The 15,459-nt window shown below is 71.0% G+C and carries 15 protein-coding genes; 7 read left to right on the top strand and 8 right to left on the bottom strand.

The window, feature by feature from the left end; genetic code table 11:
* Positions 1-1,803, top strand: a complete 1,803-nt coding sequence (locus tag ACSQ18_RS13225) for a hypothetical protein (protein ID WP_436037879.1) — start codon at positions 1-3, stop codon at positions 1,801-1,803.
* Here ACSQ18_RS13225 and ACSQ18_RS13220 read toward each other — a convergent pair.
* The 4 genes from ACSQ18_RS13220 to ACSQ18_RS13205 all read right to left on the bottom strand — a co-directional run bounded on the left by ACSQ18_RS13220 (position 1,688) and on the right by ACSQ18_RS13205 (position 5,126).
* Complete coding sequence (locus ACSQ18_RS13220) at positions 1,688-2,368, bottom strand: hypothetical protein (RefSeq protein ID WP_436037878.1); 681 nt, start codon at positions 2,366-2,368, stop codon at positions 1,688-1,690. The genes ACSQ18_RS13225 and ACSQ18_RS13220 overlap by 116 nt on opposite strands.
* A 143-nt stretch (positions 2,369-2,511) precedes the next feature.
* On the bottom strand, positions 2,512-3,132 hold the full coding sequence (locus ACSQ18_RS13215; RefSeq protein ID WP_436037877.1) for a response regulator: 621 nt from the start codon (positions 3,130-3,132) through the stop codon (positions 2,512-2,514).
* The gene (locus tag ACSQ18_RS13210; protein ID WP_436037876.1) at positions 3,129-4,568 is read right to left on the bottom strand and encodes a sensor histidine kinase; all 1,440 of its coding nucleotides are present in this window, start codon (positions 4,566-4,568) and stop codon (positions 3,129-3,131) included. The genes ACSQ18_RS13215 and ACSQ18_RS13210 overlap by 4 nt, the downstream gene beginning before the upstream one ends.
* Entirely contained in the window at positions 4,569-5,126 is a 558-nt protein-coding gene (locus tag ACSQ18_RS13205; RefSeq protein WP_436037875.1) for a hypothetical protein, read from the bottom strand.
* 409 nt (positions 5,127-5,535) lie between these two features.
* Here ACSQ18_RS13205 and ACSQ18_RS13200 point away from each other — a divergent pair, with 409 nt between their 5' ends.
* Positions 5,536-6,144 (top strand): DUF4328 domain-containing protein, encoded by a 609-nt coding sequence (locus ACSQ18_RS13200; protein WP_436037874.1) that lies wholly within the window; start codon positions 5,536-5,538, stop codon positions 6,142-6,144.
* A 32-nt stretch (positions 6,145-6,176) separates the two neighbouring features.
* On the opposite strand, the gene ACSQ18_RS13195 is transcribed toward ACSQ18_RS13200, so the two are convergent.
* On the bottom strand, positions 6,177-6,509 hold the full coding sequence (locus tag ACSQ18_RS13195; protein ID WP_436037873.1) for a protein-L-isoaspartate carboxylmethyltransferase: 333 nt from the start codon (positions 6,507-6,509) through the stop codon (positions 6,177-6,179).
* Between the two features lie 208 nt (positions 6,510-6,717).
* Here ACSQ18_RS13195 and ACSQ18_RS13190 point away from each other — a divergent pair, with 208 nt between their 5' ends.
* Positions 6,718-7,461: a sulfite exporter TauE/SafE family protein gene (locus ACSQ18_RS13190; protein ID WP_436037872.1), complete on the top strand. Its 744-nt coding sequence runs from the start codon at positions 6,718-6,720 to the stop codon at positions 7,459-7,461.
* A 70-nt stretch (positions 7,462-7,531) separates the two neighbouring features.
* Here the strand turns inward: ACSQ18_RS13190 and ACSQ18_RS13185 are convergent, their stop codons facing one another.
* The 3 genes from ACSQ18_RS13185 to ACSQ18_RS13175 all read right to left on the bottom strand — a co-directional run bounded on the left by ACSQ18_RS13185 (position 7,532) and on the right by ACSQ18_RS13175 (position 10,405).
* Positions 7,532-8,206, bottom strand: coding sequence for a Type 1 glutamine amidotransferase-like domain-containing protein (locus ACSQ18_RS13185; protein ID WP_436037871.1), 675 nt, complete (start codon positions 8,204-8,206; stop codon positions 7,532-7,534).
* A gap of 32 nt (positions 8,207-8,238) precedes the next feature.
* Entirely contained in the window at positions 8,239-8,910 is a 672-nt protein-coding gene (locus ACSQ18_RS13180; RefSeq protein ID WP_436037869.1) for a VIT1/CCC1 transporter family protein, read from the bottom strand.
* A gap of 757 nt (positions 8,911-9,667) precedes the next feature.
* A complete protein-coding gene (locus ACSQ18_RS13175; protein WP_436037868.1) occupies positions 9,668-10,405 on the bottom strand; it encodes a TetR/AcrR family transcriptional regulator in 738 nt (245 codons plus the stop codon).
* 117 nt (positions 10,406-10,522) lie between these two features.
* Here ACSQ18_RS13175 and ACSQ18_RS13170 point away from each other — a divergent pair, with 117 nt between their 5' ends.
* From ACSQ18_RS13170 to ACSQ18_RS13155, 4 genes are read left to right on the top strand one after another with little or no spacing between them, the layout of a single operon-like run.
* Complete coding sequence (locus ACSQ18_RS13170) at positions 10,523-11,803, top strand: extracellular solute-binding protein (protein WP_436037867.1); 1,281 nt, start codon at positions 10,523-10,525, stop codon at positions 11,801-11,803.
* Between the two features lie 6 nt (positions 11,804-11,809).
* Positions 11,810-12,751 (top strand): carbohydrate ABC transporter permease, encoded by a 942-nt coding sequence (locus tag ACSQ18_RS13165; RefSeq protein ID WP_436037865.1) that lies wholly within the window; start codon positions 11,810-11,812, stop codon positions 12,749-12,751.
* A gap of 1 nt (position 12,752) precedes the next feature.
* The gene (locus tag ACSQ18_RS13160; protein ID WP_144806317.1) at positions 12,753-13,643 is read left to right on the top strand and encodes a carbohydrate ABC transporter permease; all 891 of its coding nucleotides are present in this window, start codon (positions 12,753-12,755) and stop codon (positions 13,641-13,643) included.
* A 21-nt stretch (positions 13,644-13,664) separates the two neighbouring features.
* Positions 13,665-14,831, top strand: coding sequence for a family 1 glycosylhydrolase (locus tag ACSQ18_RS13155; RefSeq protein WP_144806316.1), 1,167 nt, complete (start codon positions 13,665-13,667; stop codon positions 14,829-14,831).
* Positions 14,832-15,459 lie beyond the last annotated feature (628 nt).

Below are 15,459 nucleotides of genomic sequence, written 5' to 3'. Positions count from 1 at the left end.
ATGACCTGGTACGCGGCGTCGCGGGTGTGGCGGAGCGGCCCCTGGTCGCTCTCGCTGCGGGGCGACGAGCTCGCCGACATCGCGTTCGACGGACACCTCGTGCTGCGCGGCATCCGGGCCGTTGTCCGCGACCGCGAGTGGGACACCGCTTCGCTCGTCGTGGACGGCGTGGAGGAGTCGGATGCGACGCTCACGCTCGCCGTCCACTCCGCAGGTCTCGGCTCCTCGTTCTCGGGGAGCGTCGGGGTGCGCGCATCGGCGTCGACGCTCGTGGTCGCGCTCGACCTGCACACCGCCGCGCCGTTCGCGACGAACCGCACGGGACTCGTGCTCCTGCACCCGCCGGGCCTCGCCGGTTCACCGCTCGACGTCGACCACGCCGGGGGCGGGTCGGAGCGCACGGCGTTCCCCGCGGACATCAGTCCGCACCAGCCCGTGATGGACATCGCGTCGCTCTCGTGGACGACCGGCGGCATGCGCGCGACGGTGCGCTTCGCGGGGGACGTGTTCGAGATGGAGGACCAGCGCAACTGGACCGACGCGTCGTTCAAGACGTACAGCCGACCGCTGTCGCTCCCGTTCCCGTATCACCTGGATGCCGGGGAGCGTGTGCGTCAGAAGATCACCCTCGAGGTCGCGCCGGCGACCGAGGGTGCCGCCGAAACAGCCTCGGCGCGCCGCGACATCTCCCGCCCGGCCCGCGCGACGGACGTCATCGACCTTCGGCCCGGCGGCGCATTCCCGCAGATCCTCGTCGGTGCCGCGACCGCTCCCGATCCGGCCCCCGAGATCGACCCCCTCGGTGCGGGCGTGCTCGTCGAGCTCGACGTGGCATCCCCCGCGTGGCGCGCCGCGCTCGCCCGCGCGGGATCGACGGGTCGGCCCCTCGACGTCCGCCTCGTCCTCGACCCCGCCGACATCGCCGCCGTGCACGACGCGGTCGCGGCGCTGCGCGAGCTCCCCGTGCTGCGGATCGGCGCGTTCGCTCGCGACGGTGACGCGCCCCACGTCTCGGATGCCGAGGTCACCGGCATCCTGCGCGACGCGCTCGCCGCCGCCGGCTGCGACTCACCGGTGATCGGCGGGGCCCGGTCGCACTTCACGGAGCTCAACCGGGAGCGCCACCGGCTGGCGGCGGGCCTCGACGGCATCGCCGTGACGGTGACGCCCCTGTTCCACGCGACCGGTACCGAGCAGCTCGTCGAGTCCGTCGCGATGCAGCGGATCGTCGCCCGGCAGACCGTCGCGCAGGCGCAGGGCGCTCCCGTGCACGTCGGTCCCGTGACGCTGCGCCCGCGCTTCAACAACGTCGCCGCCGGAGCGCAGCCCGGTCCCGTGCGCGCCGACCTGTCCGGCGGCTACGGGGCCGAGTTCACCGGTCTCGCCGATGAGCGTCAGGCCGCGCCGGAACTGGCCGCCTGGACGATCGCCAGTGCCGCGGCGCTCGCCGTGCCCGGGGTGGCCTCGCTCGCGTGGTTCGAGGAATGGGGGCCGCGCGGCATCCACGCGGCCGACGGCCGTCCGCTCCCCGTCGCGGATGCCGTCCGCGCACTCGCCGCCGCGACGGGTGGCGAGCTCTGGTGGGGCGACAGCCCCGACGGCCTGCGCTGGGCCGTCGGCTCGCTGCGGGACGGCGCGCTGACAGTGCTGTGCGCGAACCTCGACCGTCGCGCGCAGACGCTCACCGTCACGGCGCGGGATGCGTCGACGACGGTGACCCTGCCTCCTGGAGAGTTCGCGGCGACGGCGATCCCGATGTCGGCTCCGACGCCGGGGCCGGCTCGGGCTCCCGGCGGAAGATGATCTTGAAGACCGGGAAGAACACGAGGCACGAGATCACCGCGTTGATGAGCATGGTGGTGACATCCGCGGCCGCCTCGCCCGTCGCGCCCCAGCCCCAGGTGGTGATGAAGAGCTCGTAGATCGGCGCCTTGTAGACGCTCTGCAGCGCGGCGGCGCCGAAGGTGATCACGACGTACGCGACGGCGTACCACGCTGCCGCTCGCCACGGATCGGAGTTCGACTTGAACGTCAGCGTGCGCTGCGCGAAGAAGTTGATCACCTGGGCGATCGCGAGGGTGAGCTGCACGGCGAGGAAGTAGGCGAGACCGCCGCCGCCGTCGGGGAGCGCGCCCGCCGCGTAGTCGAAGACGAAGAAGGGCGCTCCGTCGGGAGCGGTGCCCACGGGGAGCGCCTGGAAGTCGATGCCGACGAGTGCCGTCGCCCCGAAGATCGCTTTCAGCACGGGCATCATCACGAGCTGCAGCACCGTCATCCCGACGTTGAGGACGACGAACACGACAAACTGTGCCGTCGTCGGTCGCGCGAGCTCGAACGCGAGCCAGCGGCTCCTGGCGAGGGTGATCATCCGGTCTGCTCCTCCACGGTCCGGCGCCGCTCGGGCCGAGGCCGCCGCCGTTGCAGTCAACCCGACCGATCGCCGCCGACACGTCCCGCCCGCATGATCGGTCGATCCGGGCCGACGATCTGCGCACGGTGCGGGAGATGGTGTCAGGGACGCGGGTCGTCGAGACGATCGCGCGCCCACAGCGCGGCGCTCGTGCGATCGGAGACGCCGATCTCCTTGAAGATGTTGCCGAGGTGCGCCTTGACGGTGCGCTCGGAGATGCCGAGCGCCGTCGCGATCTGCTTGTTCGCGCGTCCTTCCGCGACGAGTCGCAGTACATCCTTCTCGCGTTCGCTCAGCACGTCCGCGCCGCGACCCGAGGGCAGCAGCACGGCGGCGACGCGCGGATCGAGGGGGGCGTGCCCCGCGTGCACCGCGCGGACGGCGGCCCGCAGTTGATCGGGCTCGGCATCCTTCAGCTGGTAGCCCGTCGCGCCCGCCTCCAGCGCCCGTTGCACGCTCTCGCGTTCGGCGAACGACGTGAGCACGAGCACGCGGGTGTCGGGGGACGCCTCGCGCACGGCGCGCGTGGCCCGGATGCCGTCCATCACCGGCATGGACAGGTCCATCACCACGACGTCCGGACGCTCGGCCGCGGCGCGATCCCGAGCTTCCTCGCCGTTGGCGGCGGTCCCGATGACGGCGATGTCGCCGTCGGCGGCGAGGACGACGGCGAGGCCCTCGCGGACCATGGCGTGGTCATCGACGACGAGCGCACGGATCACGAGGCATCCTCTCTTCCGGCATCCTGCTTCGGCAGTTCCAGTCGCCAGGTCGTGCCCGCGCCGGGAGCGGTGGCCAGGCGGAGGGCGGCGCCCTCGTGGGCGGCCAGGTCGATCAGCACGCGGGTGCCCAAGTGTCCCTCGCGCGGCGGCTCGTCGAGGATCGACGGTTCGAACCCGCGTCCGTCGTCGCCGACCTCGAGCACGGTGATCCCGTCGTCGTCGAAGACGCGCACCGTCGCGGTGCAGGGGGCCGCGTGGGCGACGGTGTTGCGGAGGGCCTCCTGAGCGATGCGGTAGACGAGCCTCTCCTGCGCGTCGTCGAGCCTGCCCGCCGCCACCTCGACCTCCACGCGCACCTCGACCCCGCGCGCGTGAGCGGTCGCCGCGAGATCGTGGAGCGCACCGGCGAGCCCGCCCGTCTGCAGGCTCTCGGGGTAGATGTCGACGAGCAGGGAACGCAGGACGCGGATGTTGCCGCGCACCGCACCGGCGATCCGCCTCAGGTCGGCGGCCTCCTCGGCGCTGCCGCGAGCGGCGGCGGCGCCGGCCGCGGCCTCCGCGGCGAACGTGGTGGCCACCAGTTCCTGCACGGGGCCGTCGTGGAGCGTCCCGGCGATGCGGCGGCGCTCGGCATCCGACGCGTCGACCGCGTGCTCGAGCAGTGCGATCCGGCGCTGCTCCTGGGTGCGGAGGCGGCGCAGCAGCCCCCACACGATCGGTGCGGTGAGGGCGGCGAGCAGGAGGAGGCTGCTCGTCGTGACGCCCGCGAAACCTCGCCACAGATCGGCGGAGCGGGCGGCGACCGGCTCGTACGGCAGGTACACCTCGAACAGGAGCGTGCGGCCGTCGGGCGTCCACACCGGGCGATACACCTCGAGCAGCCGCGGCCCCGCCTCGAACTCGTTCTCCTCCTCGGAGAGGTCGGACACCTCCGCACGCGTTGCGGGGCTCGACAGCGCGAGGCGCTGGGCGTCGTCGAGTTCGAACGTGCGGCCCACGAGCTGCGGCTCGTCCGCGTAGATCACGACGCCGTCGGGGCTCCAGATCTTCACCCGCACGACGTCGGCGCTCAACACCTGCTGACGCACGATCCGGTCGAAGGCCGCGAGCGCCGCGGGGTCGCCATCGGCGAGCTCATCGGTCAGCGAGGGCTGGATGACGGCATCCGCGAGCACGTCGGTCACGTTCGCGGCATCGTTCACCGCCTCACGCTCCGCGAGCCACTGCGCGGCGAACCCCGCCAGCACCCCCACGATCAGGAGCACGGCGAGCAGCCCGAGCCCCAGACGCACGAACGTGCGACGGGCCTGAGGAGACTCGGCGCGGGATGCCGTCGGCGACGACGCCGTCACGAGCGTGCGCCACACGGGCGCGCCATCGACGCCGGGCGCGGGGGTGGCGCTCGGCGTCGAGGAGGCGGGGGTGCGAGAGGTCACTCAGTCATCGTCTCCGCCGTGGCGGCTGTCGTCGTCTCCGCCGTCGTCGTCGCCGCCGTGGTGGCTGTCGTCGTCGCCGTCGTCGTCGCCGCCGTGACGTCCGCTGCGGTCGTCGTCTGCGTCGTCATCGCCGCCGTGACGTCCGCTGTTGTCGTCGGCCGCGTCGTCGTCTCCGCTGTGGCGTCCGCTGTTGTCGTCGTCCGCATTGTCCGAGCTGGAGCCCGAGCCACCGCGGGTGTCGCGGTCGTCGCCGTCCTCTGTGCGCTGATCGCGGTCGCGGTCGCCGCCGTGGTCGTCCCCGGCCTCCGACGCGCGCGGCGAGGGGGTCGGCGACGGTGTGCCGTTCACGTCGCGGTCGTCGCCTTCCTCGTGCCGATCGTCACGGTCGCGGTCGCCCCCGTGGTCGTCGGGCGTCGCCGACGGGGTGGGGAACACGACGGATGTCGGAACGCGCACCGGCACCGACTGCGCGAACGACGCGTTGCCCCACAGGCCGACAGCGGCGGGGGCGGCGACCAGGATCAGGGCCCCGGTACCCAGCAGGATCTTGTTCTTCATGGTGTGGCCTTTCGCTCATTCTGTCCTGCGCGGCGGCTTCGATGAAGTGATCGGGTCCGGCAGGTACTTCCAGCGTCGGGGAGAGGGGCACGCCGCCGCCATCGGACGATGGTCGTACGACCATGGGGCACGGGGGCCTGCTGCTAGCCTTCGGTCACCCCCGTGATTCGACCCGAAGGATGCCATGAGCGACGCTCTGCCACCCGTCCCTCCCGCCGCGCCCGTCCCTCCCGCGGGTGCCCCCGTTCCCCCCGCGGGCGCACCGTCCCCGGGCGCATCGCCGTACCCCGGTGCTACCCCGCAGCCGGGCTACGCGCCGCCTGCGGGCTACGCACCGCATCCGGGGTATCCGCCGGCGACGCCCCCGATCGCCGCGAGCGGGGTACCTCTGCCGCCGATGCACCCGGGGGTGCTCGTTCGTCCGGTCCGCGGGATCGCGGCGGCCGTCCGCTGGCTCGTGGCCGCGGCCGGCGCGCTCGCGCTCGCGGCCGCGGGGATCGAGATCTTCGGGCTCGTGAGCATCGACGCGTTCGCCAACGGGACGGGCGATGTCGAGGCCCTCTACCTCTACGACGGCGTGTCCGTCGTGGTGGCGGTCCTGGGAGCTGCCGCCCTCCTTGCGGCGGCTGTCTGCTGGTTCGTGTGGCAGTACCGCGCCGCCGACCTCGCGACGGCGGCCGGGGTCCCGCCCCGGCGCGCACCCGTGTGGCACGTCGTCTCGTGGTTCATCCCGGTCGTGCTCCTGTGGTTCCCGTTCCAGAACGTGAAGGACCTCGCTCGCAGCTCTCGCGCGGCACTGAGCGGCGCGCTCCTGGGCGCGTGGTGGGCGCTGTGGCTCGTGGGGACGACGGTCTCACGCGTGTCGGCGCAGCTCGTGAGCCTCGTCGACACGCTCCCGCAGCTGTCGGCCGTGATCGGGGTGTCGCTCTTCTCCCACGTACTCCTCGCGGCTGCCGCCCCGCTCGCGTGGCTCATCGTCGCGCGCATCACCGACGGGCTGCAGCCGGCTCGAAGCTAGAGCGGGGCCTCCAGCGAGGCCTAAAGCGAGGCCTAGAGCGAGGCTTCCGTGCGCTTCTGAAGCCACGTGCACAGCGTCGCGAGGTCGGTCAGGTCGTGCGCGAGTGACGTGATGCCCGCTGAGTCGAGAGCGATCGGGAGGTCGCGCGGCTCGAACACCGTCTGCCACACCGGCCGTCCGTCGATGATGGCGGGTTGGAGCGACGTGACCGTCGAGGCGCCCTCGAGCGAGACGACCACCACGCTGGACTCGCTGCCCTCCGCGAAGTTCTCCGGCAGCACCGAGATCCGGCCGGCGAGGCCGGGCAGCGCGTGGAGGAACTCGCCCACCCACGCTTCGACGTGTCGGGGGTCTCGGTACGGCACGATCACTCCTTCTCGCTGCGCGCGGCGGCACGCGCCCCTCACGATACGCGCCGCCCTCGACAGCCGGACCGGAAGGTGTGCGCGTGCGGGACGTCCGATGCGCCGAGCGGATGGTCGCCGCCATCCGCCGCGACCCCGCCCGATGGCGCGGATGTCGCGGCATGACGGGGCGGGGGATGCCGTTGCCCACCGGTGACAGGATGGAGCGGTGCCCGACCTCTCCGTCCTCGCCTGGGCGCTGCTGGCGACGGGCGCCGTGATCGTCGGACTGTCGAAGACGGCGATCCCGGGTGCCGGGTCTCTCGCCGTCGCGGTGTTCGCTGCCGTCCTCCCCGCCCGCACCTCGACGGCCACGCTGCTCGTGCTGCTGATCGTGGGAGACGTGCTCGCCCTCGCGCTCTACCGGCGCCACGCTGACTGGGCCACCCTGCTGCGCCTCGCGCCCGCGGTCGTGCTCGGGATCGTCGTCGGCGCCGTGTTCCTCGCCGTCGCCGACGACACGGGGGTGCGTCGCGTGATCGGTGTCATCCTGCTCGCGCTCGTCGTGACGACGCTGTGGCTCCGCCGCCGCGCCGCACCGACCTCAGCGGGTCGCGGCGCGGTCGCCCTCGTCGGCTACGGCACGCTCGGCGGCTTCACGACGATGGTCGCCAATGCGGGCGGGCCCGTGATGGCGATGTACTTCCTCGCCGCACGCTTCGACGTGAAGGCGTTCCTCGGCACCGCGGCCTGGTTCTTCGCGATCGTGAACGTGTCGAAGGTGCCGATCGCGGTGAGCCTCGGGCTGCTCACGCCGCAGAGCCTCCTTGTCGACCTCGTGCTCGTCCCGGCGGTGCTGGTGGGCGGGGCGATCGGCTGGCGGATCGCTGGGCGGCTCAGTCAGCGTGCGTTCGACCGCATCGTGCTCGTCCTGACGACGCTGACAGCGATGTACCTCATCGTCGCGCCGTGACGCCGCGCCCGCTCACGCGGAAGCGGGTGGTGCGGGAGGTCGCTGTGCGGCCAGGGGGCGAGGCGGGGTTTCAGTCCGCGTCGCGGTCGAACCGCTCCCAGGCGCCCTCCGAGACGACGGTGACGGCGTCGCCGTCGACCGAGATCGCTGTCTGGTCGTCGATCGCGTAGGCCGGACCATCGATGCCCGCGGCCCAGCGGTGCGCGGCATCCGTCGTGTTGCCGTCCCACCCGGGATAGTCCAGGTGGGGGAAGATCGAGAAGTCGACGAGGCCCAGCGTGCGGTCGTCGCCGGAGCGCCAATCCACGAACTGGTCGCCGATGCGCGGAGTCATGACCATGCTGCCGGCGCTCACGCCCACCCACACGAGGTCGAGCGCGGGGAGCATCGTGTCGAGGCCGGACTCCCTCATCCAGTGCGCGAGAAACACCGCCTCCCCGCCGTCGACGAGGAGCACATCGGCATCCTGCACCCAGGGAGTCCAGCGCTCCGTGCCGATCGAGGGCAGCGCCGTGAGCTCCAGGATGCCGACGGAGGCCCAGCCGTGCTCCGTGAGGGTCGTCAGACCCGGCCAACGACCGGATGCCGAGCGCCACACCGACTGCGGACCGCACATCGGATGACCCCACTGCGCCGTCGGAACGAACAGCGCGTGCGCCTCTTCGATGGGCTTGCCGAGCAGGCGTTCCAGTTCGGCGCGGATGCTCGCGTTGGTGATCCCCCCGGACGTCAGCAGCAGCTTCACGGCACAACTCCCCTTCGCGCGATGCCGGGGCGCTATGCGATCCCGGTGCCGAACAGCGTACCCACGAGGAACGTCGCACCGAGCGCGATCGCGCCGCCGGTGACCGTGCGGACGACCGCGCGGGCGCGACGGGCGCCGCCGATCCACGCGGCCACGTAGCCGGTGACGGCGAGGGCGAACAGCACGGCGATGAAGGTGGCGACGATCCGCGCCGGCGACGGCAGCAGGAGGATCGTCGCCATCGGCAGCAGGGCGCCGACCGTGAAGGCGACGGCGGATGCCAGGGCCGCATGCCACGGGCTGACCACATCGTCCTGGTCGATGTTCAGCTCCACCGACAGGTGCGCCCGCAGCGCGTCCTTCTCGGTGAGCTCGGTCGCCACCGCGGTGGCGGTCTGCTCGCTGAGCCCCTGCTGGCGGTACAGGCCCACGAGTTCGATGAACTCGGCATCCGGGTCGTCGCGCAGTTCGCGACGCTCCTTCTCGATGAGCGCCTGTTCGGTGTCGCGCTGGCTCGACACCGACACGTACTCGCCGAGTGCCATCGAGATCGCGCCACCGACGAGGGCCGCCGATCCCGCGAGGAGCACCGGAAGCGTCTCTCCCGTCGCGCCGGCCACACCGACGACGACCGCCGCGGTCGACACGATGCCGTCGTTGGCGCCCAGCACCCCCGCGCGCAGCCAGTTGAGGCGCTGCGCCATGCCCGCGCTGTGCGGCTCAGCTGGGTGGCTTGAGTCGGGGTGCGGCTCGGCCGGGTGGCTTGAGTCGGGGTGCGGCTCGGCCGGGTGCGGCTCGCCGGGGTGTGGCTCGCCGGGGTGCGTCGAATCCGTCGTGCTCATGGCCTCACCGTACGCCCGGCGTCGACGGTCCGCCACGAAGGTGAGGCGTCCCTGACCGTCGCCGTTTTCGAGGCCGAGAAGGTGGCGCAACGCGCGGCTTCGCGGCCTCGAAAGTGGCGCGACACGCGGGTTCGCGGCGGGTGTGGCCGCCGATTGCGTCACCTTCGCCGGCATCCGCGCCTTCGCCGCGCGCCTTCGCCCCGCGCCCGCCCTCGGCGAGGTGGCGCAAGGCGTGGGTTCGCGCCCGCGAAGGTGGCGCAAGGCGCGGCTTCGCGCCCGAGAAAGTGGCGCGACACGCGGGTTCGCGGCGGGTGTGGCCGCCGATTGCGTCACCTTCGCCGGCATCTGCGCCTTCGCCGCGCGCCTTCGCCGCGCGCCCGCCCTCGGCGAGAGTGGCGCAATGCGCGGGTTCGCGCCCGAGAAGGTGGCGCGATGCGCGGGTTCGAGGCCGAGAAGGTGGCGCAACGCGCGGCTTCGCGCCCGAGAAAGTGGCGCGACACGCGGGTTCGCGGCGGGTGTGGCCGCCGATTGCGTCACCTTCGCCGGCCGCCCGCGAAGGTGGCGCGATGCGCGGGTTCGCGCCCGAGAAGGTGGCGCAACGCGCGGCTCCGCGACGGGGTTAGCCGCCGATTGCGCCACCTTCATCCGCATCCGCACCCGCACCCGCATCCGCATCCGCATCCGCGCCCGCGTCCGCATCCGCACCCTCGACGGGGGCGGGGATCTCGAGCAGGTGCAGGAAGTCCTCGAAGAGGCCCACCATGTCGACCTGGTCGGGATCGAGGAGCCACTGCAGCTGCAGACCGTCCATCATCGCGGTCACGAGCTGTCCGATGCGGCGCGGATCGAGGTCGGCGCGCAGCTCGCCCTCCTCCTGAAGCCGGGCGAACGCGACATCGTCCTGATGCCGGAGGTTGCGGTAGCGGTCGCGGAACGACGCGTGCGCGGGATGCTGGGGGTCGGTCGCCTCGGCCGACAGCACGACGTGGAGGGCCACGAGCCCGGGGGAGTGCGCGTTGCGCGCGACCTGGTCGCGCATGGTGTCGACGAAAGCGACGCCGTGAGACTCCGCCTCTTCGCGACGCACCCGGTCGATCTCGTCGCGCTCGGCGATCGTCGCCGCCAGCAGGCCCGTCTTCGATCCGAAGTGGTGAAGGAGACCGGCATCCGAAATGCCGACTCGCCTGGCGATTTCCCGCAACGACGTGCCGCGGTAGCCCTGCTCGCCGAAGAGGTCGACGGCGGCGCCGAGGATGCGTTTGCGTCGCACGTCTCCCCGCACGCGGCGCTGGTCGGCGCGGGCGATGGGGGGCGTCTCCGCGTCGGGCTGTGCCGCGCGGACGTCGTCGTCGGTCATTCGCTACTCCCTTGCGAGCGATTGCGTCACAGTCTATGGTGAACAAACTAAGCAAGCAGTTGCTAGGTTTGTTTCGAGGGCAACGATACGCCCTCGACGACTCGATGAGGAGACACCATGAAGATGGGACGGAAGATGATCGCGCTCGGCGCGATCGGCGTCGTCGGGATGCTGGCGCTTTCCGGCTGCGGCCGCACCGACGACACCCCGACCGGCGAAGGTCCGTCGGCCGAGGCGATCGACGACTCGCCCGCCACCGGCGAGATCACGATCTGGGCGATGGGTGAAGAGGGCGAGAACCTCGGCGACTTCGCCGACGCGTTCGTCGCAGACAACCCCGACGCGACCGTCACCGTGACCTCGATCCCGTGGGCCGACGTCATGACCAAGTACCAGACCGCCGTGGCGGCAGGCACGGTCCCGGATGCCATCATGATCGGCTCTTCGCTGTTGCCGTCCATGGTTGCCGCCGGCGGCCTCGCACCGGTTCCCGACGGTGTCGTCGACGCCGCCACGCTCAACGAGACCGCCGAGGAGTCCACCCAGGTCGAGGGTGTCTCGTACGCCGTGCCGTGGTACGTCGAGACGCGTGTGCTCTACTACCGCAGCGACCTCGCCGAGGCGGCGGGCATGTCCGCTCCGACCACGTGGGACGAGTTCACCTCGTTCGCCGAGGGCTTCCGCAGCGAGGGTGCGCAGTACGGCATCCAGCTGCCGATGGGTGACGCCGAGGACTCGACGCAGGTCATCCTGCCCTTCTACGCGCAGGCCGGCGGCGAGGTGCTCAACGATGCGGGCGACGGCTACGCCTGGAACCACGACGCGCTCGTGGCCGCCCTCGACTACTACGGCTCGTTCTTCACCGACGGCCTCGCCCCCACGTCGGGCTACGGCGACTCGCAGACGTCGTCGTTCGTCGACGGTTCCAACCCCGCGTTCATCTCCGGACCGTGGATGGTCTCGGTGCTGGCCGACATGGAGGATGCCGACTGGGTCGCCGACAACGTCGCCACCGTTCCCGTGCCCGCCGGTTCCGCCAACAACGACTCGTACCTGGGCGGCGGTCACCTCGGCGTCTTCGCGGATGCCAAGAACGCCGACGGCGCGTGGAAGCTGATCCGCTGGCTCGCGCAGGCTGACACGCAGGAAGCGTGGTTCGAGCGGACGAGCGGCCTGCCGGCCGTCACGTCGGCGCTCGAGGGCTTCACGTCGGACCCGCGCGTGTCCGTGCTGAACGACCAGCTCCAGAACACCGTCGCCCCGCCGTCGGTGCCGAGCTGGGACGAGATGTCGGCGTTCATCGAGACCGAGGCCGAGAAGGTCGCCAACGGGTCGAGCGCCGAGGACGCGGCCACCGCCATCGAGGCGAAGGCCGAGTCGCTCGGGACGGGCTGGTAAACCACCATGTCGCTCACCGCGACGGGAGGGGCGCCCCGCACGGCGGCGCCCCTCCGCGGAGGGATGGCGGGCCAGCGTCGCCGCACGGCGCTCGTCGCGTGGCTGTTCGCCCTGCCGTTCCTCGTGATCTTCGCGGTCTTCATGCTGGGGCCGGTGATCGGATCGTTCGCGATGTCGTTCACCGACCTCGGCGTGAAAGACCTCCGTTCGCCGTTCGCCGTCAACTTCATCGCGTTCGACAACTTCGTCGCGCTGTTCCAGGACGAGCTGTTCGTCAAATCGATCGTCAACACGTTCTACTTCGTGCTCGTCGGCATCCCCCTGACGATGGCGCTCGGACTGCTGCTGGCCGTCGCCCTGAACTCCGGCATCGAGCGGTTCCGCGGCGTCTTCCGCGTGGGCTTCTACACCCCCGTCGTGACCTCGATCGTCGCGGTGGCGGTCGTGTGGCGGTTCATCCTGCAGGACACCGGGCTCATGAACACCGTGCTGTCGTGGGTCGGCATCAACGGCCCCGACTGGCTCAACGACCCCTTCTGGGCCATGCCGTCGATCATCGTGATGGGCGCCTGGCGCAACATGGGCACGCTCATGATCATCTTCCTCGCCGGCCTCCAGGCGATCCCGCGCGACGTCTACGAAGCCGCCGAGGTCGACGGCGCCGGAGCCTGGCGCCGGTTCACGGGCATGACGCTGCCGCTCATGCGGCCGACGCTCCTCCTGGGCGCCGTGCTCCTGTCGGTCGGCTTCCTGCAGGTGTTCGAAGAGCCCTTCGTCATGACGCAGGGCGGCCCGCTGAATTCGACGCTCACCATCAGCTACTACGTCTACAGCCAGTTCGGCTACGGCGACTACTCGCTGGCATCCGCTGCCGCCTACGTGCTGTTCGCGTTCATCGCGGCGCTGTCGGCGGTGCAGTTCCGACTGCTGCGTTCGAAGGACAACTGACATGGCCACACTCGCCACCGACACCGTCCGCCCGGCCGTCGACACGCCCCCGCGTCGCCGCCGTCGTCCGGCCGGCGCGCAGTGGTCGCGCGCCGCGACCTACATCGCGCTCACCGTGGGGCTCATCCTCACCCTCATGCCGTTCCTGTGGATGCTGCTGGGCAGCTTCAAGACGCAGGGAGAGCTGCTTCAGCGTCCCATCACCTGGTGGCCGGAGCAGGCCACCCTCGACAACTACTCGCGCTGGCTCACCCAGCTGGACTACGGACAGTTCTTCTTCAACTCCGTCGTCGTCGCGCTCGTCGTCGTCGTGGGCAACATCGTGTTCTGCTCGATGGTCGCCTATGCGCTCGCGAAGCTCGACTTCCCCGGGAAGAAGGTGCTCTTCGCGCTCGTCCTCCTGATGCTCATGGTGCCCGGCGTCGTCACCCTCGTGCCGATGTTCGTGCTCGTGGCCAACATGGGGCTCGTCAACACCTACCCGGCGCTGATCCTCCCGTTCCTCGCCGGCCCGCTGGGCGTCTTCCTCATGCGGCAGTTCATCATGGGCGTCCCCGACGCCCTGCTGGAGGCGGCGCGGATCGACGGTGCGGGGGAGTTCCGCATCTTCCTGCGCGTCGTCATGCCGCAGTGCGGCCCGGCCGTCGCGACCCTCGCGATCCTCACGTTCCTCGGGTCGTGGAACAACTTCCTGTGGCCGCTCGTGGTCGCCCAGACCGAGAAGATGTACACCCTCCCGGTGGCGCTCTCGCTCTACTCGGTCGGGTCCAACGGCACCTACTACGGCCTGCTCATGGCCGGATCGGTGCTCGTGGTCACTCCCATCCTCGTCCTGTTCCTCTTCCTCCAGCGGTACTTCGTTCAGGGCATCACCATGACCGGGCTCAAGTAGGCCCAGACAAGGACGTCATCCATGACTTCGCTCTCGTTCCCCGACGGCTTCATCTGGGGCGCCGCGACCGCCGGCCACCAGATCGAGGGGGGCAACGTCAACAGCGACTGGTGGCCTCGCGAGGTGGCCCCGGACACCGACATCCCCGAGCCCTCGGGAGATGCCGCCGACAGCTACCACCGGTTCCGCGAGGACATCGAGCTGCTCGCCCGCGCAGGGCTAGACACCTACCGGTTCTCCCTGGAGTGGTCGCGCATCGAGCCCGCCGAGGGCATGGTGTCGCGGGCGGCGCTGGACCACTACCGTCGCGTCATCGACTGCTGCCACGAGTTCGGCGTCGCGCCCGCCGTGACGATCTACCACTTCACGACGCCCCAGTGGTTCGCCGCCGACGGCGGCTGGCGCAACCCGGCATCCGTCGACCGGTTCGCCCGGTTCGTGGAGATCGTCCTGCCGCTGCTGACGACGGCATCCCACGTCTTCACGATCAACGAGCCGAACATCCTCGCGATGATCTTCGCCGGCAAGGAGGGGAACCAGCAGATCCAGGCCGGGTCGCTTCCCGAGCCGGATGCCGTCGTCACCGAGCACATCATCGCCGCGCATCGTCGCGCCGTCGAGCTCGTCCGCACGACCGGGCGTCCCGTCGGGTGGCCCGTCGCGCCGCAGCAGTTCTACGCCGACCCCGGTGCGGAGGAGGTGCTGCGGGAGTACGCGTACCCGCGCGAGACGATCTTCCTGGAGGCGTCGCGCGGCGACGACTTCATCGGCGTGCAGGCCTACACCCGCACCCGCATCACGAAGGACGGACCGCTGCCGGCCCCCGACGACGTCGAGCAGACCCTCACCGGCTGGGAGTACTACCCGCCGGCGATCGCCGAAGCGGCGCGCCTGGCCCACGACGTCACCGGCCTTCCGGTGTTCGTGTCGGAGAACGGCATCGCGACCGCCGACGACAGCCGGCGCATCGACTACACGCGGGGCGCGCTGCGGGCGCTGCACGCCGAGGTCGAGGCCGGACTTCCGCTGATCGGATACCTGCACTGGTCGCTGCTGGACAACTACGAGTGGGGGTCGTACCGGCCGACGTTCGGGCTCATCGCCTGGGACCGGGAGACGTTCGAACGGCATCCCAAGCCGAGCCTCGCCTGGCTGGGCTCCGTCGCCCGCGCCAACGCCGTCGACTGAGGTTGCGGGGGCCGCGCGGCGGTGATGCGCTGGGGCGGGGGCGCGCTGGGGCGGGGGCGCGCTGGGGCGGGGCATGTCCCAGTTCCGGCAGGGTATGTCCCAGTTCCGGTGGGGTGTGTCCCAGTTCAGGTTGGGCATGTCCCAGTTCCGGTTGCTTTGAGGGGTTTGCATCGACCGAAAGTGGGACATGCAGTCCGGTGCAGGCGCTGATGCCCGTGCGGGATGCCGGTGACCCCTGCCGGCGAGTCGGCTTCCGGTTGGGCATGTCCCAGTTTCGGCAGGGCATGTCCCAGTTCCGGTTGGGCATGTCCCAGTTCAGGTTGGGCATGTCCCAGTTCCCGTTGCTTTGAGGGGTCTTAATCGACCGAAAATGGGACATGCAGTCCGGTGCAGGCGCTGATGCCGGTGGCCGGATGCCGGTGACCCCTGCCGGCGAGTCGGCTTCCGGTTGGGCATGTCCCAGTTTCGGCAGGGCATGTCCCAGTTTCGGCAGGGCATGTCCCAGTTCCGGTTGCTTTGAGGGGTCTTAATCGACCGAAAATGGGACATGCAGTCCGGTGCAGGCGCTGATGCCGGATGCCGGATGCCGGATGCCGGATGCCGGATGCCGGTGCCGATGCCGATGCCG

The organism is Microbacterium sp. LjRoot45 (assembly GCF_964253325.1).
In the GTDB taxonomy this organism is placed as follows: Bacteria; Actinomycetota; Actinomycetes; order Actinomycetales; family Microbacteriaceae; genus Microbacterium.
The sequence above is the reverse complement of the archived record's forward strand: the minus strand, read 5'-3'. Positions and strand labels throughout refer to the sequence as shown.

Coding starts and splice junctions, on each gene's coding strand:
- ACSQ18_RS13175 (WP_436037868.1), bottom strand. CDS start 10,405: ATGACCGACGACGACGTCCGCGCGGCACAGCCCGACGCGGAGACGCCC.
- ACSQ18_RS13170 (WP_436037867.1), top strand. CDS start 10,523: ATGAAGATGGGACGGAAGATGATCGCGCTCGGCGCGATCGGCGTCGTC.
- ACSQ18_RS13205 (WP_436037875.1), bottom strand. CDS start 5,126: ATGAAGAACAAGATCCTGCTGGGTACCGGGGCCCTGATCCTGGTCGCC.
- ACSQ18_RS13160 (WP_144806317.1), top strand. CDS start 12,753: ATGGCCACACTCGCCACCGACACCGTCCGCCCGGCCGTCGACACGCCC.
- ACSQ18_RS13220 (WP_436037878.1), bottom strand. CDS start 2,368: ATGATCACCCTCGCCAGGAGCCGCTGGCTCGCGTTCGAGCTCGCGCGA.
- ACSQ18_RS13225 (WP_436037879.1), top strand. CDS start 1: ATGACCTGGTACGCGGCGTCGCGGGTGTGGCGGAGCGGCCCCTGGTCG.
- ACSQ18_RS13165 (WP_436037865.1), top strand. CDS start 11,810: ATGTCGCTCACCGCGACGGGAGGGGCGCCCCGCACGGCGGCGCCCCTC.
- ACSQ18_RS13180 (WP_436037869.1), bottom strand. CDS start 8,910: ATGGCGCAGCGCCTCAACTGGCTGCGCGCGGGGGTGCTGGGCGCCAAC.
- ACSQ18_RS13155 (WP_144806316.1), top strand. CDS start 13,665: ATGACTTCGCTCTCGTTCCCCGACGGCTTCATCTGGGGCGCCGCGACC.